We start from the raw sequence: 21,095 nt of genomic DNA on the forward strand, positions 1-21,095 counted from the left end.
GTCAGGTCAGCTCGAAGGCCTTCCACATCGCCATCACCATGCGGCGTTCTGAATGGAAGTGGTCACCGCTCACCACGCCCGGCTGCTTCTGCAGGGACAATCGGTGCGCCGCCGCCCGGTAGGCCTTGTAGGCGTCCTGCAAGAGCAGGACATCCTCACCGGACATCAACCCGACCCGCTCCAGCGCTTCCAGAATGCGGATGTTGTCGGTGAACTCCACCAGTTCCGGGTGCTGCCACGACCAGGCCAGGGCCGCGTATTGCACCATAAATTCGATATCGACGATACCACCGGCGTCCTGCTTGAGATCGAAGGGCGACGCGGCCTCGAAGGCATTCGGCGCGGTACCGGCGGCGGTGCTGGAGGTGCCGAGGTTGTCGCGCATCTTGGCGCGCATCTCACTGACTTCCCTGCGCAACTCGGCCAGGTCGCGCTGCTGGCCCAGCACCTTCGCGCGGATCGCCTCGAAAGCCCCGGCTACCCGCTTGCAGCCCGCCAGCACGCGGGCGCGCACCAACGCCTGGTGCTCCCAGGTCCAGGCCTCGCCCAGCTGATACGCCTCGAACGCGCGCAGCGAGCTGACCAGCAGGCCGGAGGCACCGCTCGGGCGCAGGCGCATGTCCACCTCATACAGCGCGCCGGACGGCGTCTGCGTGGTGAGGAAGTGGATGATCTTCTGCCCCAGGCGCGTGTAGAACTGCGCGCCATCGATGGACTTGGCGCCGTCGGTCTCGCCCTGCGGATCACCGTCGTGGATGAACACCAGGTCCAGGTCCGAACCGTGGCCCAGCTCCAGGCCGCCGGACTTGCCGTAGCCGATGATGATGAAGTCCGGGTCGCAGGGCGTGCCGTCGGCGCGGACCGGACGGCCGTGGCGCTGCACCAGTTGTTCCCAGGTCAGGCTCAGCACCTGCTCGAGGATCGCCTCGGCCAGCCAGGTCAGGTAGTCGCTGACCTTCATCAGCGGCAGGGTCCCGGCGATCTCCGAGGCCACCACGCGCAGGGCATGGGCCAGCTTGAAGTGGCGCAGGGTTTCCATCTGCTGTTCGAGGTCGTCCTCGGGGATGCGCATCAGCCGCTCGCGCAACTCGGCGCCCAGCTCGGCGGCCTGCGGCGGGCGGAACAGCCGCCCTTCATTCAACAGCTCATCGAGCAGGATCGGGAAGCGGGCGATCTGCTCGGCCACCATCGGGCTGGCCGCGCAGAGCGTCAGCAGGCGCTCCAGCGCGCCGGGGTTCTCGGTGAGCAGCACGAGATAGGCCGAACGCCGCGCCACCGCCTCGATCAGCGGCAACACGCGCTCCAGCAGCACATCCGCCGGGCCGCGCTCGGCGATCATGTTCAACAGGCGCGGCATGAAGGCGTCCAGCCGCTCCCGGCCCAGGCGCTGCATGGCGCGCACCTGGGCGCCGTGGCGCAGGTCGGTCAGACGCTTCCAGGCCGCCGCCGGCTGGGTGAATCCGGCATCGGCGAACTGCCGGCAGGCGGACGCCTCATCCACCGCCTCCTCCCAGACCGGGATCCACTCGCCACCGATGGTGGTGTCGACCTTGCCGTCCTCGTCTTCGTCCGGGTCGGCGATGACCTGGTGGAAATGCCAGTCGATGCGCTCGCGCCACTGGGTGATGGCCTGGTGGAAAGCCGACCAGTTGGCGTAGCCCATGATGAAGGCGACGCGGATACGCTCCAGCTCGTCCTCCGGCAGCATCTGCGTCTGCCGGTCGGCGATGGCCTGCAGGGCGTGCTCGGCGTAGCGCAGGAATTCGTAGCCCTCGCGCAGCTCGGCGACCACCTGCGGCGGCAGGTAACCCTGCCCTTCGAGAATCGCCAGCACGCGCAGCAACGGCCGCTGCTGCAGGCTAAGGTCGCGGCCGCCGTGGATCAGCTGGAAGGCCTGGGCGATGAACTCCACCTCGCGGATGCCGCCGGCGCCCAGCTTGATGTTCTCGCTCATGCCCTTGCGCCGGACTTCCTGCTGGATCAGCTGCTTCATGCTGCGCAGCGCCTCGATGGCGGAGAAGTCCAGGTAACGGCGGTAGACGAACGGGCGCAGCATCTCCAGCAGGCGCTGGCCGGCGTCCTGGTCGCCGCCGACCACCCGCGCCTTGATCATCGCGTAGCGTTCCCAGTCGCGGCCCTGGTCCTGGTAGTACTGCTCCAGCGCGGCGAAGCTGTGCACCAGCGGACCGCTGGAGCCGTAGGGACGCAGGCGCATGTCGACGCGGAAGGCGAAACCGTCGACGGTAATGGCGTCCAGCGCCTTGATCAGCTTCTGTCCCAGTCGGGTGAAGAACTCCTGGTTGTCCAGCGTGCGCTTGACGCCCTGGGTCTCGCCGCCCTCGGGGTAGCCGAAGATCAGGTCGATGTCCGAGGACAGGTTCAACTCACCCGCCCCCAGCTTGCCCATGCCCAGCACGATCAGATGCTGCGGCAGCCCGGAACGGTGGCCGATGGGCGTGCCGAACTGCTGGCAGTGGCGCACGTACAGCCATTGATAGGCCTGGTCGATGCAGACGTCGGCGAGATCCGACAGGTCGCGACAGGTACCGGCCAGGTCGCTGCGCCGGGTCAGGTCGCGCCAGATGATGCGCATCTGCTGGCGCCGGCGGAAGCGGCGCAGGCGGCGGCCCAGCTCGTCCTCGTCGGCGCATTCGCGCAGCAGCGCTTCCAGCTGGACGAGCATCTCACCCGGCTGCAGGGCACGCTCCAGCTCGCCGGTCGCGGCCAGCGACAATAGAAAGGCAGGATCGCGCTGCACCTGTTCGGCGACGAAATCGCTGCCGGCCGCCACGCGGGCGAAATCGGCATGCCGCTCGTCGGGCCAGGACTCGAAGCTGGCGATCTGTTCGGGGGAAAGCTGGGAGACGGCGGCGCGGAGATTCTGCTCCGCCCGTTCGGCGAGGGGCTTCAACGTGGCCGGCACAGCGGCCAGGGACGGCAGGCTCATGATCTTTCCTGAGGGGGTCGGCGAGGCGCCGGCATTCCTGTCTTTTCGCGCCCCTGTAGTTTTACTACTAACTTTTTCTGGCAGAGGGGTGTATCTGTCAGCGATTTGTAGTAAAACTACAACCCGCCGGGCGTACCCCCGGAGCACTTCCAAGAATTCGCCGCGTCGCCCACGAGGCCGGCGCAGCTATCGGCAACGATCTACTGGCTTCCGATTCTGGAAGCCTTTCCGCCCTGGAGCAAGCCATGCAAGACCTCGATCCCGTCGAAACCCAGGAATGGCTGGACGCCCTGGAATCGGTCCTGGACCGTGAAGGTGAGGAACGCGCCCATTACCTGATGACCCGCATGGGCGAACTGGCTACCCGTACCGGTACCCAACTGCCCTACGCGATCACCACGCCGTACCGCAACACCATTCCGGTGACCCACGAAGCCCGCATGCCTGGCGACCTGTTCATGGAACGCCGGATCCGCTCGCTGGTGCGCTGGAATGCCCTGGCGATGGTGATGAAGGCCAACAAGCACGACCCGGACCTGGGCGGCCACATCTCCTCCTTCGCATCCTCCGCGACCCTGTACGACGTTGGCTTCAACTACTTCTTCCAGGCCCCGACCGACGAACACGGCGGCGACCTGGTGTTCTTCCAGGGCCACGCCTCCCCCGGCGTCTACGCCCGCGCCTTCCTTGAAGGCCGCATCAGCGAAGACCAGTTGAACAACTTCCGCCAGGAAGTGGACGGCAACGGCCTGTCCTCCTACCCGCACCCCTGGCTGATGCCGGACTTCTGGCAGTTCCCGACCGTCTCCATGGGTCTGGGCCCGATCCAGGCGATCTACCAGGCACGCTTCATGAAGTACCTGGAAAGCCGCGGCTTCATCCCCGCCGGCAAGCAGAAGGTCTGGTGCTTCATGGGCGACGGCGAGTGCGACGAGCCCGAGTCCCTGGGCGCGATCTCCCTGGCCGGGCGCGAGAAGCTGGACAACCTGATCTTCGTCATCAACTGCAACCTGCAGCGCCTCGACGGCCCGGTTCGCGGCAACGGCAAGATCATCCAGGAACTCGAAGGCGTGTTCCGTGGCGCCGAGTGGAACGTCAACAAGGTGGTCTGGGGCCGCTTCTGGGACCCGCTGTTCGCCAAGGACACCGCCGGCCTGCTGCAGCAGCGCATGGACGAGGTCATCGACGGCGAGTACCAGAACTACAAGGCCAAGGACGGCGCCTACGTGCGCGAGCACTTCTTCGGTGCGCGTCCGGAGCTGCTGGAGATGGTCAAGGACCTATCCGACGAGGAAGTCTGGAAACTCAACCGTGGCGGCCACGACCCCTACAAGGTCTATGCGGCCTACCACCAGGCGGTCAACCACAAGGGCCAGCCGACCGTCATCCTGGCCAAGACCATCAAGGGCTACGGCACCGGTTCGGGCGAAGCGAAGAACATCGCGCACAACGTCAAGAAGGTCGACGTCGAGTCCCTGAAGTCGTTCCGCGACAAGTTCGACATCCCGATCAAGGATGCCGACCTGGAAAACCTGCCGTTCTACCGTCCCGACGAAGGCAGCGCCGAGGCCAAGTACCTGGCGTCGCGCCGCGCCGCGCTGGGTGGCGTGATGCCGGTTCGCCGCGCCAAGAGCTTCCAGGTCCCGGTTCCCCCGCTGGACACCCTCAAGGCCATCCTCGATGGCTCGGGCGACCGCGAAATCTCCACCACCATGGCCTTCGTGCGGATCATCTCGCAGTTGGTCAAGGACAAGGAGCTCGGCCCGCGCATCGTCCCGATCGTGCCGGACGAAGCCCGTACCTTCGGCATGGAAGGCATGTTCCGCCAGTTGGGTATCTACTCCTCCGTCGGCCAGCTGTACGAGCCGGTGGATAAAGACCAGGTGATGTTCTACCGCGAGGACAAGAAGGGCCAGATCCTCGAGGAAGGCATCAACGAAGCCGGCGCCATGTCCAGCTGGATCGCCGCGGGTACCTCGTACTCCACGCACAACCAGCCGATGCTGCCGTTCTACATCTTCTATTCGATGTTCGGCTTCCAGCGTATCGGCGACCTGGCCTGGGCCGCTGGCGACAGCCGCGCGCACGGCTTCCTGGTCGGCGGCACCGCCGGCCGTACCACCCTGAACGGTGAAGGCCTGCAGCATGAAGACGGTCACAGCCACCTGCTGGCGGCGACCATCCCGAACTGCCGTACCTACGATCCGACCTACGCCTACGAGCTGGCGGTGATCATCCGCGAAGGCTCGCGCCAGATGATCGAAGAGCAGCAGGACGTCTTCTATTACATCACCGTGATGAACGAGAACTACGTTCAGCCGGCCATGCCCAAGGGCGCGGAAGAAGGCATCATCAAGGGCATGTACCTGCTCGACGAAGACAAGAAGGACGCCGCGCACCACGTGCAGCTGCTGGGTTCGGGCACCATCCTGCGCGAAGTCGAAGCCGCCGCGAAGATCCTGCGCGAAGACTTCGGCATCGGCGCCGACGTCTGGTCGGTCCCGAGCTTCAACGAACTGCGCCGCGACGGCCTGGCCATCGAGCGCTGGAACCGCCTGCACCCGGGTCAGAAGCCCAAGCAGAGCTACGTCGAAGAGTGCCTGGGCGGCCGCAAGGGCCCGGTGATCGCCTCCACCGACTACATGAAGCTCTACGCCGAGCAGATCCGCCAGTGGGTTCCGAGCAAGGAGTACAAGGTGCTGGGCACCGACGGCTTCGGCCGCAGCGACAGCCGCCGCAAGCTGCGCGACTTCTTCGAAGTGGACCGCCACTGGGTGGTGCTGGCCGCGCTGGAAGCCCTGGCCGATCGTGGCGATATCGAACCCAAGGTCGTGGCGGAAGCCATTGCCAAGTTCGGCATCAACCCCGAAAAACGTAACCCGCTGGACTGCTGAGGAGAGGCACGATGAGCGAACTGATTCGTGTACCCGACATCGGCAATGGTCAGGGTGAAGTCATCGAACTGCTGGTCAAGGTCGGCGACACCGTCGAGGCCGACCAGAGCCTGCTGACCCTGGAATCCGACAAGGCCAGCATGGAGATCCCCTCGCCGAAAGCCGGCGTGGTGAAGAGCCTGAAGGTCAAGGTGGGCGACACCCTGAAGGAAGGCGACGAGATCCTCGAGCTGGAAGTCGAGGGTGGTTCGGCCGCCGCCGAAGCGCCCAAGGCCGAAGCGCCGGCGCAGGCCCCGGAAGCTCCGAAGGCAGAGGCTCCGGCCGCTGCCCCGGCGCCGGCTGCCGCGCCCGCCGCCGCCAGCGTCCAGGACATCCACGTCCCGGACATCGGCTCGGCCGGCAAGGCCAACGTCATCGAAGTCATGGTGAAAGCCGGCGACACGGTCGAGGCCGATCAGTCGCTGATCACCCTGGAATCGGACAAGGCCAGCATGGAAATCCCCTCGCCGGCTGCCGGCGTGGTGGAGAGCGTGTCGATCAAGATCGGTGACGAAGTCGGCACCGGCGACCTGATCCTCAAGCTCAAGGTCGTCGGCGCTGCTGCCCCCGCTGCCGCCGAAGCGCCGGCTGCAGCTCCGGCTCCGGCCGCTGCTGCTCCTGCCGCTGCCCCGGCTCCGGCCGCTGCTGCTCCTGCCGCTGCCCCGGCTCCTGCTGCCGCCGCTCCGGCCAAGGCGCCAGAAGCCGCTCCGGTGGGCGCGCCCAGCCGCGACGGCGCCAAGGTCCACGCCGGCCCCGCCGTGCGCATGGTCGCCCGCGAGTTCGGTGTCGAGCTGTCCGAAGTGAAAGGCACCGGTCCGAAAGGCCGTATCCTCAAGGAAGACGTGCAGGCGTTCGTCAAGGAACAACTGCAACGCGCCAAATCCGGCGCGCCGGCTGGCGCTATCGGTGGCGCGGGCATTCCGCCGATCCCGGAAGTCGACTTCAGCAAGTTCGGCGAAGTGGAAGAAGTGGCCATGACCCGCCTGATGCAGGTCGGCGCCGCCAACCTGCATCGCAGCTGGCTGAACGTGCCGCACGTGACCCAGTTCGACTCGGCCGACATCACCGAGATGGAAGCCTTCCGCGTGGCCCAGAAAGCCGTTGCGGAGAAGGCCGGCGTCAAGCTGACCGTGCTGCCGATCCTGCTCAAGGCCTGCGCCCACCTGCTCAAGGAAATGCCGGACTTCAACAGCTCGCTGGCCCCCAGCGGCAAGGCGCTGATCCGCAAGAAGTACGTGCACATCGGCTTCGCCGTGGACACGCCGGACGGCCTGCTGGTGCCGGTGATCAAGAACGTCGACCAGAAGAGTCTCCTGCAGCTCGCCGCCGAAGCCGCCGAACTGGCCGAGAAAGCACGCACCAAGAAGCTCTCCGCCGACGCCATGCAGGGCGCCTGCTTCACCATCTCCAGCCTCGGCCACATTGGCGGCACCGGCTTCACGCCGATCGTCAACGCGCCGGAAGTGGCGATCCTCGGTGTCAGCAAGGCCACCATGCAGCCGGTGTGGGACGGCAAGGCCTTCCAGCCGCGCCTGATGCTGCCGCTGTCGCTGTCCTACGATCACCGCGTGATCAACGGGGCCGCCGCCGCACGCTACACCAAGCGCCTGTCCGACCTGCTGGGTGATATCCGCACCCTGCTCCTGTAAGCGCTGCAAGTGTTGTAAAAGGCCGGCCCCGCGCCGGTCTTCCTCTCGACGAGCACGCCACGCTCGTACTCTCCAGCCCTGCCGGATGGCAGGGCTTCTTTTTGCCCACCCGCCGGCACTCTGTCCGCGGACCCGCAGCGCTCAACTTCCTGACCGAACAGCCGATAACAGACGTGGCTTGTCAGCGCCCAGCGCCTCATGCAAACCTTGCCAACGCTTATCGAACTCGGCCGAGGCCATGTACCTCGTCCAGCACCCTGGAAATCCGCCGCGCATGAAGAGTCATCCCGATGCCGCCAGCCGTTCGGCGGCCGAGGTTGTCACGCAGCTTCCCGTCCCCTCGCGGCTCGGGATGTTGCGCTTCGAGCGCCTGAACGAACCCAGCTGGACCCTGCTGTTCCTCGACCCGGGCTGCGAGCGCCAGATCGGTGTGCCCGCCCAGGACCTCTGCGGCCTCCTCGACGCCCCCTATGCCAGCCTGATGGAGCCCCAGGCGCGCCACCGGCTGCATGAACTGGTCCAGCAGCAACTGCTCGCGGACGGCCGCTACCGGGTGCGCTACTGCCTGCACTCGCCGCGCGGTACGCTGAACATCCTGGAAGTCGGCGAGGCCTTCCAGCAGCACGGCCGGCAACTGCTGCACGGCTACCTGCTGCAGGACGAGGGCGATGCCCAGGCCGCCGAACCGGACCCGCGCCTGCTGGACCTGGAAGCCCAGAACATCCGCCTGAAGATGTCCCTGGAGATGTACCAGCGCTCCCAGGACGAACACCTGCAACACCTGGTGCGCTCGCGCACCCAGCAGAACCTGATCGTGCGCCTGGCCCGGCACCGCTACCTGTCCAGCGACCCGCTGCTCGAAGCCGCGCAACTGATCGCCCAGGCCGCCTGCGAAGCCTACGACGTGGCCCGCGCCGGCATCTGGCGCCTGCACCCGGACAACCGCCTGGAAGCCGTCACCGTCTACCGTCGCGACACCGACCAGTACGAGACGCCGCAGGACATCGACGCCAGCCGCTTCCCCCACTACCTCGACGCGGTCCACAGCGGCCGCGCCATCGACGCCCACAATGCCCTGCAGGACCCGCGCACGCAGGAATTGGCCAAGAGCTACCTGCGCCAGCAGGGCGTCGCCGCGCTGCTGGACGCCACCATCCGCATCGGCGGCGAAGTGGTCGGCGTGCTGTGCCTGGAGCACGTCGGCGAAGTGCGCATGTGGCAGAGCGACGAAATCGCCTTCGCCGGCGAGCTGGCCGACCAGTACGCCCAGGTGCTGATGAACCACGAGCGGCGCAACGTCTCCAGCGCCCTGCACCTGTTCCAGCGCGCCGTCGAGCAGAGCGCCAGCGCCTTCCTGCTGATCGACCGTGACAGCCTGGTGGAGTACGTCAACCCGAGCTTCACCGCCATCACCCAGTACGGCGCCGACGAAGTACGCGGCCGCCGCCTGCCGGAACTGCCGGCGCTGGCCAACCTCAGCGAGCTGCTGTTCGACGCGCGCTCCACCCTGGTCACGCAGAACAGCTGGCAGGGCGAGTTCCGCAGCCGGCGCAAGAACCTCGAGCCCTACTGGGGCCAGCTGTCGTTGTCGAAGGTCCATGACGACAAGGGCGAGCTGACCCACTACATCGGCATCTACGAAGACATCACCCAGAGCAAGCTGGCCCAGCAGCACATCGAGAAGCTCGCCTACCGCGACAACCTCACGGGGCTGGCCAACCGGCACTTCTTCATCAACGCCCTGGAAGAACGCCTGCAAGCCGGCAGCCAGCATTCGCTGGGCCTGCTGCTGGTGGACATCGACAACTTCAAGCGGATCAACGACAGCCTCGGCCACCAGACCGGCGACAAACTGCTGGCCAACCTGGCCCGGCGACTGCGCAGCAGCCTGAGCGACAGCACCACCCTGGCGCGCTTCGCCAGCAACGAGTTCGCCGTGCTGCTCGAAGAGTCGGTGGCCGGCCGTGGCGAGCAGATCGCCGAACAGATCCTCGACGTGCTCGACAAGCCGCTGTTCGTCGACAACCAACTGATCAGCATCACCGGCTCCATCGGCATCGCCTACGCGCCGCAACACGGCCACGATCCGCAGACCCTGATGAAGCACGCGGGGCTCGCGCTGCACAAGGCCAAGGCCAACGGCAAGCACCAGGTGCAGACCTTCACCGAGGCGATGACCGCCGAGGCCAGCTACAAGCTGTTCGTCGAAAGCAACCTGCGCCGCGCGCTGGTGCAGGACGAACTGGCGGTGCACTACCAGCCCAAGTTGTGCCTGCGCAGCGGCGTGCTGCTGGGCCTGGAAGCGCTGCTGCGCTGGCAGCACCCGGAGAAGGGCATGATCCGCCCGGACCAATTCATCAGCGTGGCCGAGGAAACCGGGCTGATCATCCCCATCGGCAAGTGGGTGATCCGCCAGGCCTGCCGGCAGGTGCGCGAGCTGGCCGCCAAGGGCCTGGGCGAACTGCACATCGCCATCAACCTGTCGCCCAAGCAGTTCAGCGACCCCGACCTGGTCGGCTCCATCGCCGCGATCCTCCACGAGGAAGGCATCCCCGCCTGCCAACTGGAGCTGGAACTCACCGAAAGCCTGCTGCTGGACGCCACCGACGACACCCGCCAGCAACTGGAGCGCCTGAAGAACCTCGGCCTGACCCTGGCGATGGACGACTTCGGTACCGGCTATTCCTCGCTGAGCTACCTGAAGAAATTCCCCATCGACGTGATCAAGATCGATCGCAGCTTCATCAAGGACATCCCCGACAACCAGGACGACATGGAAATCACCTCGGCGGTGATCGCCATGGCCCACAACCTCAAGCTGCAGGTGGTTGCCGAAGGCGTGGAGACGGCCGCGCAGCTGGCCTTCCTGCGACGCAACCGCTGCGACATCGGCCAGGGCTACCTGTTCGACCGCCCCATTCCCAGCCACGACCTCCCCTCCAGCCTGCAGCGCTACCCCTGCCGCCCGCACTGAGGCACTCCGCCGCGGCGGGCCCGCAACCATCCCCGCTTACGGAAAAAACGCTGTAATCTTCGGCGAGTATCCGAGTCTATTGCCGCCCCTATTCAGAGGAGACGAATGCCATGACCCTGCGCTCGCAAATACTTGCCCACAAGCTGGAGCTGCCCAGCTCCGCCCAAGCCCTGCCGGGCCGGGAAAGCCCAATGCCGGTGCCGGAAGCGCATTACGTCAATGGCCGCCCGCTGACCGCGCCCTTCCCCGCCGGTGTGCAGCAGATCGTTGTTGGCCTGGGTTGCTTCTGGGGCGCCGAGCGGCGCTTCTGGCAACAGCCGGGCGTCTGGGTCACCGCCGTGGGCTACGCCGGCGGCTTCACGCCGAACCCGACCTACGACGAAGTCTGCTCCAGCCTGACCGGCCATAGCGAAGTGGTGCTGGTGGCGTACGACCCGCGCGAAACCGGCATCGAGGCGCTGCTCAAGGTGTTCTGGGAGTCCCACGACCCGACCCAGGGCATGCGCCAGGGCAACGACACCGGCACCCAGTACCGCTCGGCGATCTACTGGTTCGACCAGGCCCAGAAGGCCGCCATCGACGCCAGCCGCGCGGCCTTCCAGAAGGAGCTCGACGCCAAGGGCTACGGCGCGATCACCACGGAAATCCGCGAGGTGCCGCCGTTCTACTATGCCGAGGCCTATCACCAGCAATACCTGGCGAAGAACCCCAACGGCTATTGCGGCCTGGGCGGCACCGGCGTCTGCCTGCCGGCTTGAGCCTGCTCTTAGATAAAGACGTCGCGATCAGTCCAGCACCACAAAAAGCCCCGGCACTGCCGGGGCTTTTTTCATTCGGCGATCAGCCAGTCCACCTGGCTGCTGCCTTCGCTCTGCGCCAGCGTCTCCGCCAGCCACGGCAACAGGCCGCGCAGCTCCTCATCCAGCGGCCACGGCGGATTGACGATGACCAGCCCGGAGCCGTTCAGGCGATCGGCCGTATCCGCCGGATGCACGCACAGTTCGACCCGCAGCATCTTCGGCGCCGAACTCTTCTCCAGGCGCTGGTAGAAGCGCTTGAGCTGGCGGCGGTCCTTGATCGGATACCAGATCGCAACCACGGTCTGGCGCATGCGGCCGATGGCCTCGTCCAGCGCGGTCACGCAGCGTTCCAGGTCGTCCGGCTGCTCGAAGGGCGGATCGATCAGCAGCACGCCGCGCTTCTCCGCCACCGGCAGGAAGGCTCGCGGCAGCAACCAGCCGTCACCCTGGTGCACCGAGATGCGGCGCTCGCCGGCCATGTTGGCCTTGAGCAGGCGGCCGTCTTCCGGGTGCAGCTCATTGAGCAGCACGCGGTCCTGCGGGCGGGTCAGGCGGCGCGCCAGCTCCGGCGAGCCGGGGTAGAACTCCAGGCCGCCATCGGGATTGAGCGCACGCACCACCTCCAGGTAATCCTGCAGCAGTTCCGGCAGGTCATCGCGCTCCCACAGGCGGCCGATGCCCGACTCCCACTCGCCGGTGCGACTGGCTTCGTCGCCCAGCAGGTCGTACAGGCCGATCCCGGAGTGGCTGTCGAGGTAGGCGAAGGGCGTGTCCTTGCGCGCCATCAGCGCGAAGAGGCGGGCGAGGACGATGTGTTTGAGCACGTCGGCGTGGTTGCCGGCATGGTAGGCGTGGCGGTAGTTCATGGATGGCGGACTCCTCAAGGCGCGCAGTGTAGCCGTAGTCGAGGTGTTTTAGCCCTTTATCACGCGCGTGGATGATTCTGTGCGCGCTTCATTCACCAGACTAGACTGCGGCGATTCCCACGGAGGTCGATCCATGTCCGAGACCCTGCTCAGCTCCCGCAACCTCGCTTTCGAACTCTACGAAGTGCTCGATGCGCAGGCCCTGACCCAGCGCGAACGCTTCGCCGAGCACAACCGCGAGACCTTCGACGCCGCCCTGGGCACCGCCCGTGGCATCGCCGAGGAGCTGTTCGCCCCGCACAACCGCAAGAACGACGAGAACGAGCCGCAGTACGTCGATGGCGGCGCGGTGCTGATCCCGGAGGTGAAGCCGGCGGTGGACGCCTTCAACGAGGCCGGCTTCCAGAATGCCTCGCGCAGCTTCGAACAGGGCGGCATGCAGCTGCCGCACCTGCTCTCGCGCGCCTGCTTCGCGCACTTCCAGTCGGCCAACATCGCCACCTCGTCCTACCCGATGCTGAGCATGGGCGCCAGCCACCTGATCGAGACCTTCGGCAGCGACGAGCAGAAGCGCCTGTTCCTGCAACCGATGATCGAAGGCCGCTGGTTCGGCACGATGGCCCTGACCGAGCCCCACGCCGGCTCGTCCCTGGCCGACATCCGCACCCGCGCGGAACCGGCCGCCGACGGCAGCTACCGTATCCGCGGCAACAAGATCTTCATCTCCGGCGGCGACCACCCGCTGTCGGACAATATCGTGCACATGGTGCTGGCCAAGCTGCCGGACGCCCCGCCCGGCGTGAAGGGCATCAGCCTGTTCATCGTGCCCAAGTTCCTGGTCAACGCCGACGGCTCCCTGGGCGCGCGCAACGACGTGACCCTGGCCGGCCTGTTCCACAAGATGGGCTGGCGCGGCACCACCTCCACTGCCCTCAATTTCGGTGACAAGGGCGAGTGCGTCGGCTATCTGGTGGGCAAGCCGCACCACGGCCTGGCCTACATGTTCCAGATGATGAACGAGGCGCGCATCGGCGTCGGCATGGGCGCCATCATGCTCGGCTACGCCGGCTACCTGTATTCCCTGGAGTACGCCCGCGAACGCCCGCAGGGCCGCCCGGTGGACGCCAAGGACCCGACCTCCGCGCCGGTGTCGATCATCGAGCACACCGACGTGCGGCGCATGCTGCTGACCCAGAAAGCCTACGTCGAAGGCGCCTTCGACCTCGGCCTGTATGCCGCGCGCCTGGTGGACGACTGTGAAACCCTGCCCACCGAGGAAGAACGCAAGCAGGCCCACGAACTGCTCGACCTGCTCACCCCGATCGTCAAGTCCTGGCCCTCGGAGTTCTGCCTGAAGGCCAATGAGCTGGCGATCCAGATCCTCGGCGGCCACGGCTACACCCGCGAATACCCGGTGGAGCAGTACTACCGCGACAACCGCCTGAACCCCATCCACGAGGGCACCCACGGCATCCAGTCGCTGGACCTGCTGGGCCGCAAGCTGGCGCAGAACAACGGCGCCGGCCTCAAGCAACTCACCCGCCTGATCAACCAGTGCTGCGAGCGTGCCAGCGCGCACCCGTCGCTGGACACGCTACGCGCGCCGCTGGAGCAACTGATGGCGCGCCTGACGGCGACTACCCTGAGCCTGCTCGGCGACCTGATGCAGGGCCGCGTGGCGCAAGGACTGGCCAACTCGGCGCTGTACCTGAAGGTCTTCGGCCACGCGGTGATCGGCTGGCGCTGGCTGGAGCAGGCCATTCGCGCCGAGGAAGGCCTGGTGCGAATCCGCAGTGGCGAAGGCAATGCCGCGGACGAGGACTTCTATCACGGCAAGCAGCAGGCCGCGCGCTACTTCCTGACCTGGGAAGTGCCGTCCTGCCACCACGACCTGGCGCTGCTCGAAGCCCGCGACGACACCTGTTCAACCATGCGGGACTCCTGGTTCTAGGTCTCGCATGCCCCTCTGGCCCCGGTCACGTCCGGGGCTTTTTTATGCCTGCTCGCCACGCGCCGTGCCCACTTCCGGGGCAGCCAACGCAGCACGCCTCGCCAGCCACCTGAAAGGCTGCTGAAAGCTTCACCCCTGGCCACGCAATTAGCCTTTGACAGCCTTGTAAATCCGCAGGTTAGAATCAATTGGCATGCGGCCTGCATCCTGATCCCCCAAGTAGCGTCGCCACTCCCCACTTCCCTGGAGGTCGACACTTTGGATGCCGTGGCCATCAACAGCTATTTCCTGATCGCTGCTGTGCTGATCGGCATGAGCATCCTGGTCAGTTCGTTGTCCTCGCGACTGGGCATCCCGATCCTGGTCATCTTCCTCGCCGTGGGCATGATCGCCGGTACCGATGGCCCCGGCGGCATCGGCTTTTCCAACTACCCCATCGCCTACCTGGTCGGCAACCTGGCGCTGGCCGTGATCCTGCTCGACGGCGGCCTGCGCACGCGGGTGGCGAGTTTCCGCGTGGCGCTCTGGCCCGCGCTCTCGCTGGCCACCGCCGGGGTGCTGATCACTGCCGGCCTGACCGGCATCGCCGCCGCCTGGCTGTTCAAGCTGAGCTGGATGGAAGGCCTGCTGATCGGCGCCATCGTCGGTTCCACCGATGCCGCGGCGGTGTTCTCCCTGCTCGGCGGCAAGGGCCTCAACGAACGGGTGACTGCCACCCTGGAAATCGAATCGGGCAGCAACGACCCGATGGCGGTGTTCCTCACCGTCACCCTGATCGACATGCTCGTCCACGGCGAAAGCGGCATGAGCTGGGGCTTCCTCTGGCATTTCCTGCGCGAGTTCGGCATCGGCTCGCTGCTCGGTCTGGGCGGCGGTTGGCTGCTGCTGCAGGTGATCAACCGCATCCACCTGGCCAGCGGCCTCTACCCGCTGCTGGTGATCAGCGGCGGCCTGCTGATCTTCGCCGTGGCCAATGCGGTGCACGGCAGCGGCATCCTTGCCATCTATCTGTGCGGCCTGATGCTGGGCAACCAGCCGATCCGCTCCCGCCACGGCATTCTGCACATGCTCGATGGCATGGCCTGGCTGGCGCAGATCGGCATGTTCCTGGTCCTGGGCCTGCTGGTCACGCCCCACGACCTGTTGCCCATCGCCCTGCCGGCGCTGGGCCTGGCACTGTGGATGATCCTCTTCGCCCGCCCGTTGTCGGTGCTGGTCGGCCTGATTCCGTTCCGCGCCTTCCACGGCCGCGAGAAGGCGTTCATCGCCTGGGTCGGCCTGCGCGGCGCGGTGCCGATCATTCTCGCGGTGTTCCCGCTGATGGCCGGCCTGCCCAACGCGCAACTGTTCTTCAACGTCGCCTTCTTCATCGTGCTGGTGTCGCTGCTGGTGCAGGGCACCAGCCTGCCCTGGGCCGCCAAGCTGCTGCGGGTGATCGTGCCGCCGGACCCGGCGCCGATCTCCCGCGCCGGCCTGGAAGTCCACCCGACCAGCGAGTGGGAGCTGTTCGTCTACCACCTGAGCAAGGAAAAGTGGTGCATCGGCGCCGCCCTGCGCGAGCTGAAGATGCCCGAGGGCACTCGCATCGCCGCACTGTTCCGTGGCACCCAGCTGCTGCACCCGTCGGGCAGTACCATCCTCGAGGCCGACGACATCCTCTGCGTCATCGGCCACGAGCATGACCTCTCCGCGCTGGGCAAGCTGTTCAGCCAGGCGCCGGATCGCGGTCTGAGCGCGCGCTTCTTCGGCGACTTCGTCCTCGAAGGCGACGCCCAGCTCTCCGCCGTGGCCTCGCTCTATGGCTTGAAACTCGAAGGCGTGGACGGCGAACAGCATCTGGGCCGCTTCATCGCCCACGAGATCGGCGGCCAGGCGATCATCGGCGACCAGGTGGAGTGGAACGGCCTGACCTGGACCGTCGCCGCCCTGGATGGGAACAAGATCCGCAAGGTCGGGGTCAAATTCCCCGAAGGCCGGCCCGGCCCGGGCCTGTTCCTCTGACCGCCCACCGGCGCCCGCTTGCGGGCGCCGGTCAGCCAGCACTAACCTCACTCCACTTTCCGCACGAGCCGCTGACCGCGACCATGTCATTCCTGCTGCGTACCCTGCTGACCGCCGTCCTCCTGGGCGGCCCGCTCACCGGCCTGCCCGCGCTGGCCGCCGACAACGCTCCGCCCAGCGCCGAACAGGTGCAGCAGAGCCTCGACGGCCTTGCCGAGCGCAAGCTGCCCGACACCGACGCCAAGCCGATCAAGGCCAGCCTCGAGAACACTCTCAAGCTGCTGGCGGCCAAGGCCGACAGCGAGAAGCAGCTGGCCGAACTCAAGGGCCAGCTCGCCGACGCGTCCCGCCTGATCAGCGAGAACCAGAAGACCCTGAATCGCCTCAAGGGCAGCAGCGAGAAGCCCGCCAGCCAGCGCTACAACGGCTACAGCGCCACCCAGCTGGAAATGGTGCTCAACGAGCAGTCTGCCCAACTGGCCGCCTGGCAAAAGGAAATCATCGACGCCAAGAGCGAAATCCTGACCGCGCAGACCCGCCCGGAACGCGCCCAGGCCGACCTGAGCAAGAACCAGACCCGCCTGCTGGAGATCGCCGGCGTGCTCAAGGCCGGCAAGGAAAGCAGCAAGCCGCTAGGCGAGGAGCACCGCGACGAGCTGCTCGCCGAACAGGCCGCGCTCACCGCACAGAACCTGCTCCTGCGCCAGCAACTGGCCGGCAACAACCTGCTGCTCGACCTCGCCTCCAGCCAGCGTGACCTGCTCGCCGAGCGCATCGGCCGCGAGGAACGCGAGACCCTCGAACTGCAGGCGATGATCAGCGACAAGCGCCGCGAGCAGTCGGAGAAGACCGTCGCCGAGCTGTCCAAGGACTCCGAGGCCGCCGGCACCGACAGCCTGTTGAGCAAGGAAAGCGCCGCCAACCTCAAGCTGTCCGACTATCTGCTGCGCACCACCGACCGCCTCAACACCCTGACCCGGCGCAACCTGGAAGCCAAGCAGCAGCTCGACACCCTGACCCAGGGCGAGCAGGCGCTCGATGAGCAGATCAACGTACTGCGCGGCAGCCTGCTGCTGGCGAAGATCCTCTACCAGCAGAAGCAGTCCCTGCCGGTGATCAAGACCGACCGGGACCTGGCCGACGAAATCGCCGACCTGCGCCTGTACCAGTTCGAGCTGAACCAGAAGCGCGACGAGATCAACAACACCCAGGTCTATCTCGACAACCTGCTGGCCCAGCAGCCGCAGGAAAGCGTCACCCGGCAACTGCGCCATGACCTGGAAACGCTGGTCGACACCCGCCTGGAGCTGATGGAGCGCCTCAACCACGAACTGAACGCGCTGCTCAACGAAGCCATCACCCTGCAGCTGAACCAGAAACAGCTCAAGGAAACCAGCGACAGCCTGCGCGACACCCTCGACGAGCAGATGTTCTGGATCCCCAGCAACCGCCCGCTGGACCTGTCCTGGTTCAAGATGACGCCCACGCTGCTGCACCACCAACTGTCGGAAGTGCCCTGGGGCTCGGGCGTGAAGGAGCTGGGCGAAGGCCTGATCGACCGCCCGTTCCTGTTCCTCCCGTTGCTCCTGCTGGTCGCCGGCCTGCTGTGGAAGCGCCGCTTCCTCTACGACAAGCTGGAGTCGCTGAACGACGACATCGGCCACTTCAAGCGCGACAGCCAGGCCCACACCCCGCTGGCCCTGCTGCTCGCCGTGCTGCTGGCGTTGCCCGGCACCCTGGCGCTGGCCATCGCCGGCCTCGCCCTGCTGCTCGACGCCCGCGGTCAGAACGCCACCCTGGGCAGCGCGCTGCTGGAAATGGCGCAGGTCTGGCTGGTGTTCTACACCGCGCACCGCATCCTGCGTCCGGGCGGCATCGCCGAACGGCACTTCCACTGGAGCCAGCCGCAGGTACTGTTCCTCGGCAAGCTGATGCGCCGCCTGGGCCTGGTGGTGATGTCGCTGGTCGCGGTGGTCACGGTCGCCGAGCACTCGCCGGCCTCCCTGGCCGATGACGTGATCGGTATCGCCGTGGTGCTTTTCGGCTACGCCGCCATGACCTGGTTGCTCGCCCAACTGCTGTTCAACAGCCCGTCCAGCGAGCGCCCGTCGATGATCAAGATGATCGTCGGCCTGGGCTTCACCGCCCTGCCGGTGGCGCTGTTCCTGGCCGTGGGCTTCGGCTACTACTACACCGCGCTCAAGCTCACCGATCGGCTGATCGACACCCTGTTCCTGCTGATGTTCTGGATGGTGGTGGAAGCCACCTTCGTCCGCGGCATGGGCGTCGCCGCCCGCCGCCTGGCCTACCAGCGCGCGCTGTCGAAGCGGCAGAACGCGCCCAAGGAAGGCATCGAAGGCACCGAAGTGGTGGAAGAGCCGACCCTGGGCATCGAGCAGATCAACGACCAGTCCATGCGCCTGATCCGTCTGGGCCTGCTGATCGGCTTCGTGGTCACCCTCTACTGGGTCTGGGCCGACCTGATCAGCGTGGTCTCCTACCTGGACAACGTGACCCTCTACCAGTACACCAGCGGCACCGGCGACGCGGCGTCCACCACGCCGATCAGCCTGAGCGACTTCATCATGGCGCTGGTCATCGCCGCCGTGACCGTCGCCCTGGCGCGCAACCTGCCCGGCCTGCTGGAAGTGCTGGTGCTGCAGCGCCTGACCCTGGCCCAGGGCAGCGCCTACGCCATCACCACCCTGCTGTCCTACACCATCAGCGGCGTCGGCATCGTCAGCGCGCTGTCCACCCTCGGGGTGAGCTGGGACAAGCTGCAATGGCTGGTGGCCGCGCTGTCGGTCGGCCTGGGCTTCGGCCTGCAGGCGATCTTCTCCAACTTCGTCTCCGGCCTGATCATCCTCTTCGAGCGCCCGGTGCGGATCGGAGACGTGGTGACCATCGGCAACCTGTCCGGCACCGTCAGCCGCATCCGCATCCGCGCCACCACCATCACCGACTTCGACCGCAAGGAAATCATCGTCCCCAACCAGACCTTCATCACCGGCCAGTTGGTGAACTGGTCGCTGAGCGATACGGTGACGCGGGTGACCATCAAGATCGGCCTGGCCTACGAGAGCGACCTGCCGCTGGCGCGCAAGATCATGCTCGACGCCGTCCACAGCAACTCGCGCGTCCTGCGCGACCCGGAGCCGGTGCTGTACTTCACCACCATCAGCGCCAGCACCTTCGACTACGAACTGCGCTTCCACGTCCGCGAACTGGGCGACCGCAACCCGGCGGTGGACGAAACCCTCACCCGCATCGCCCTGGCCTTCCGCGAGAACAACATCGACATGGCCTTCAACCAGGTCGACGTGTTCCTGAAGAACTTCCAGGGTCAGGAAGCGCAGGTCATCGTCGGGCAGCAGCAGCCCGCCGCCACACCGGTGAAGATCAGCGCCCCCCAGGGCACTGACAAGCCCAGCGGCGACAAGGCCTGAGGGTGGACGCCTTCGGACAAGTCCGAGCACAATGCTCGGACTTGTCCGGAGTTAGATTGTGAAAAAGCTCGACCAACTGACCTTCGATAACCGCTTCGCCCGCCTGGGCGATGTCTTCTCCACCGAAGTCCTGCCCGACCCCATCGCCGACCCGCGCCTGGTCATCGCCAGCCCCTCGGCCATGAGGCTGCTCGACCTCGCCCCGAGCGAAGCGGACGACCCGGTGTTCGCGGAAATCTTCGCCGGCCACAAACTGTGGGACGCCGCCGAACCCCGGGCGATGGTCTACTCCGGCCATCAATTCGGCGCCTACAACCCGCGCCTGGGCGATGGCCGCGGCCTGCTGCTGGGCGAAGTGGTGAACGACGCCGGCGAGCACTGGGACTTGCACCTAAAGGGCGCCGGGCAGACGCCCTACTCGCGCATGGGCGATGGCCGCGCGGTGCTGCGTTCGTCGATCCGCGAGTTTCTCGCCAGCGAATACCTCGCCGCCCTCGGCATCCCCAGCAGCCGCGCCCTGTGCGTCACCGGCTCCAGCACCACGGTGTGGCGCGAGACCAAGGAAACCGGCGCCATGCTGCTGCGCCTGGCGCCCAGCCACGTGCGCTTCGGCCACTTCGAGTACTTCTACTACACCAAGCAGGAAGAACACCTGCGCACCCTCGGCGAGTTCGTCCTCGACGCCTACTACCCGCAGTGCCTGGCCGACGAAAAACCCTACCTCGCGTTCTTCCGCGAAGTGGTCGAGCGCAACGCCGAGATGATCGCCCTCTGGCAGGCCTATGGCTTCTGCCACGGCGTGATGAACACCGACAACATGTCGATCCTCGGCATCACCTTCGACTACGGCCCCTATGCCTTCCTCGACGACTTCGATGCCAACCACATCTGCAACCACTCCGACGACACCGGCCGCTACGCCTTCAGCAACCAGGTGCCCATTGCCCACTGGAACCTCGCCGCGCTCGGCCAGGCGCTGACGCCCTTCGTCGAAGTGGACGACCTGCGCGCCACGCTGGACCTGTTCCTGCCGCTCTACCAGGCGCACTACCTGGACCTGATGCGCCGCCGCCTCGGCCTCACCCGCGCCGAAGACGGCGACCTGGAGCGGGTACAGCGCCTGCTGCAGACCATGCAGAAAGGCGCGGTGGACTACTCGCTGTTCTTCCGCTGCCTCGGCGAACAGGCACCAGAGCAGGCGCTGGCCGTGGTCCGCGCGGACTTCGTCGACCTCGCCAGTTTCGACGCCTGGGCCGCCGACTACCGCGCCCGCGTCGAGCGCGAAGGCGGCAGCCAGGACGACCGCCGCACCCGCATGCATGCGGTCAACCCGCTCTACGTGCTGCGCAACTACCTCGCCCAGGAAGCCATCAGCGCCGCCGAGCAAGGCGATTTCAGCGTGGTACGGCGGCTGCACGAAGTGCTCAGCAAACCCTTCGAAGAGCAGCCCGACGCCGAGGTCTTCACCCGGCGCCCGCCGGACTGGGGCCGTCACCTGGAGATCAGCTGCTCGTCTTGAGCGGCTCAG

At 66.5% G+C, this 21,095-nt stretch carries 10 protein-coding genes; 8 read left to right on the plus strand and 2 right to left on the minus strand.

What is annotated here, in order from left to right; translation table 11 throughout:
* Position 1: 1 nt before the first annotated feature.
* Positions 2 to 2,947 carry a bifunctional [glutamate--ammonia ligase]-adenylyl-L-tyrosine phosphorylase/[glutamate--ammonia-ligase] adenylyltransferase gene (glnE, locus tag ACYCAX_RS19715; protein ID WP_015479215.1) on the minus strand — a complete coding sequence of 982 codons (2,946 nt, stop codon included), beginning with the start codon at positions 2,945 to 2,947 and terminating at the stop codon, positions 2 to 4.
* A 245-nt stretch (positions 2,948 to 3,192) separates the two neighbouring features.
* On the opposite strand from glnE, the gene aceE reads away from it, so the two are divergent.
* From aceE to msrA, 4 genes are all read left to right on the plus strand, one after another.
* The gene (gene aceE, locus ACYCAX_RS19720; protein WP_015479216.1) at positions 3,193 to 5,841 is read left to right on the plus strand and encodes a pyruvate dehydrogenase (acetyl-transferring), homodimeric type; all 2,649 of its coding nucleotides are present in this window, start codon (positions 3,193 to 3,195) and stop codon (positions 5,839 to 5,841) included.
* Positions 5,842 to 5,852: 11 nt separating this feature from the next.
* Positions 5,853 to 7,529: a dihydrolipoyllysine-residue acetyltransferase gene (gene aceF, locus ACYCAX_RS19725; protein ID WP_460248659.1), complete on the plus strand. Its 1,677-nt coding sequence runs from the start codon at positions 5,853 to 5,855 to the stop codon at positions 7,527 to 7,529.
* Positions 7,530 to 7,803: 274 nt separating this feature from the next.
* Complete coding sequence (locus tag ACYCAX_RS19730; RefSeq protein WP_015479218.1) at positions 7,804 to 10,503, plus strand: putative bifunctional diguanylate cyclase/phosphodiesterase; 2,700 nt, start codon at positions 7,804 to 7,806, stop codon at positions 10,501 to 10,503.
* Between the two features lie 110 nt (positions 10,504 to 10,613).
* Positions 10,614 to 11,261, plus strand: a complete 648-nt coding sequence (gene msrA / locus ACYCAX_RS19735; RefSeq protein ID WP_460248660.1) for a peptide-methionine (S)-S-oxide reductase MsrA — start codon at positions 10,614 to 10,616, stop codon at positions 11,259 to 11,261.
* Between the two features lie 71 nt (positions 11,262 to 11,332).
* Here the strand turns inward: msrA and ACYCAX_RS19740 are convergent, their stop codons facing one another.
* A complete protein-coding gene (locus ACYCAX_RS19740) occupies positions 11,333 to 12,169 on the minus strand; it encodes a 23S rRNA (adenine(2030)-N(6))-methyltransferase RlmJ (protein ID WP_015479220.1) in 837 nt (278 codons plus the stop codon).
* Between the two features lie 133 nt (positions 12,170 to 12,302).
* Between ACYCAX_RS19740 and ACYCAX_RS19745 the strand changes: the two genes are divergently transcribed.
* From ACYCAX_RS19745 to selO, 4 genes are all read left to right on the plus strand, one after another.
* Positions 12,303 to 14,120, plus strand: a complete 1,818-nt coding sequence (locus tag ACYCAX_RS19745) for an acyl-CoA dehydrogenase (protein ID WP_460248661.1) — start codon at positions 12,303 to 12,305, stop codon at positions 14,118 to 14,120.
* Between the two features lie 258 nt (positions 14,121 to 14,378).
* The gene (locus ACYCAX_RS19750) at positions 14,379 to 16,121 is read left to right on the plus strand and encodes a potassium/proton antiporter (protein WP_015479222.1); all 1,743 of its coding nucleotides are present in this window, start codon (positions 14,379 to 14,381) and stop codon (positions 16,119 to 16,121) included.
* Between the two features lie 83 nt (positions 16,122 to 16,204).
* Positions 16,205 to 19,567: a mechanosensitive channel MscK gene (gene mscK / locus ACYCAX_RS19755; RefSeq protein ID WP_294976795.1), complete on the plus strand. Its 3,363-nt coding sequence runs from the start codon at positions 16,205 to 16,207 to the stop codon at positions 19,565 to 19,567.
* 58 nt (positions 19,568 to 19,625) lie between these two features.
* Positions 19,626 to 21,086: a protein adenylyltransferase SelO gene (gene selO, locus ACYCAX_RS19760; protein WP_460248662.1), complete on the plus strand. Its 1,461-nt coding sequence runs from the start codon at positions 19,626 to 19,628 to the stop codon at positions 21,084 to 21,086.
* Positions 21,087 to 21,095: the final 9 nt, after the last annotated feature.

Source organism: Pseudomonas sp. MT3 (assembly GCF_054720805.1).

What these genes read in the sequence shown, in the direction of transcription:
- ACYCAX_RS19740 (WP_015479220.1), bottom strand. Translation starts at nt 12,169, where the DNA reads ATGAACTACCGCCACGCCTACCATGCCGGCAACCACGCCGACGTGCTC.
- msrA (WP_460248660.1), top strand. Translation starts at nt 10,614, where the DNA reads ATGACCCTGCGCTCGCAAATACTTGCCCACAAGCTGGAGCTGCCCAGC.
- aceE (WP_015479216.1), top strand. Translation starts at nt 3,193, where the DNA reads ATGCAAGACCTCGATCCCGTCGAAACCCAGGAATGGCTGGACGCCCTG.
- glnE (WP_015479215.1), bottom strand. Translation starts at nt 2,947, where the DNA reads ATGAGCCTGCCGTCCCTGGCCGCTGTGCCGGCCACGTTGAAGCCCCTC.
- mscK (WP_294976795.1), top strand. Translation starts at nt 16,205, where the DNA reads ATGTCATTCCTGCTGCGTACCCTGCTGACCGCCGTCCTCCTGGGCGGC.
- aceF (WP_460248659.1), top strand. Translation starts at nt 5,853, where the DNA reads ATGAGCGAACTGATTCGTGTACCCGACATCGGCAATGGTCAGGGTGAA.
- ACYCAX_RS19745 (WP_460248661.1), top strand. Translation starts at nt 12,303, where the DNA reads ATGTCCGAGACCCTGCTCAGCTCCCGCAACCTCGCTTTCGAACTCTAC.
- ACYCAX_RS19730 (WP_015479218.1), top strand. Translation starts at nt 7,804, where the DNA reads ATGAAGAGTCATCCCGATGCCGCCAGCCGTTCGGCGGCCGAGGTTGTC.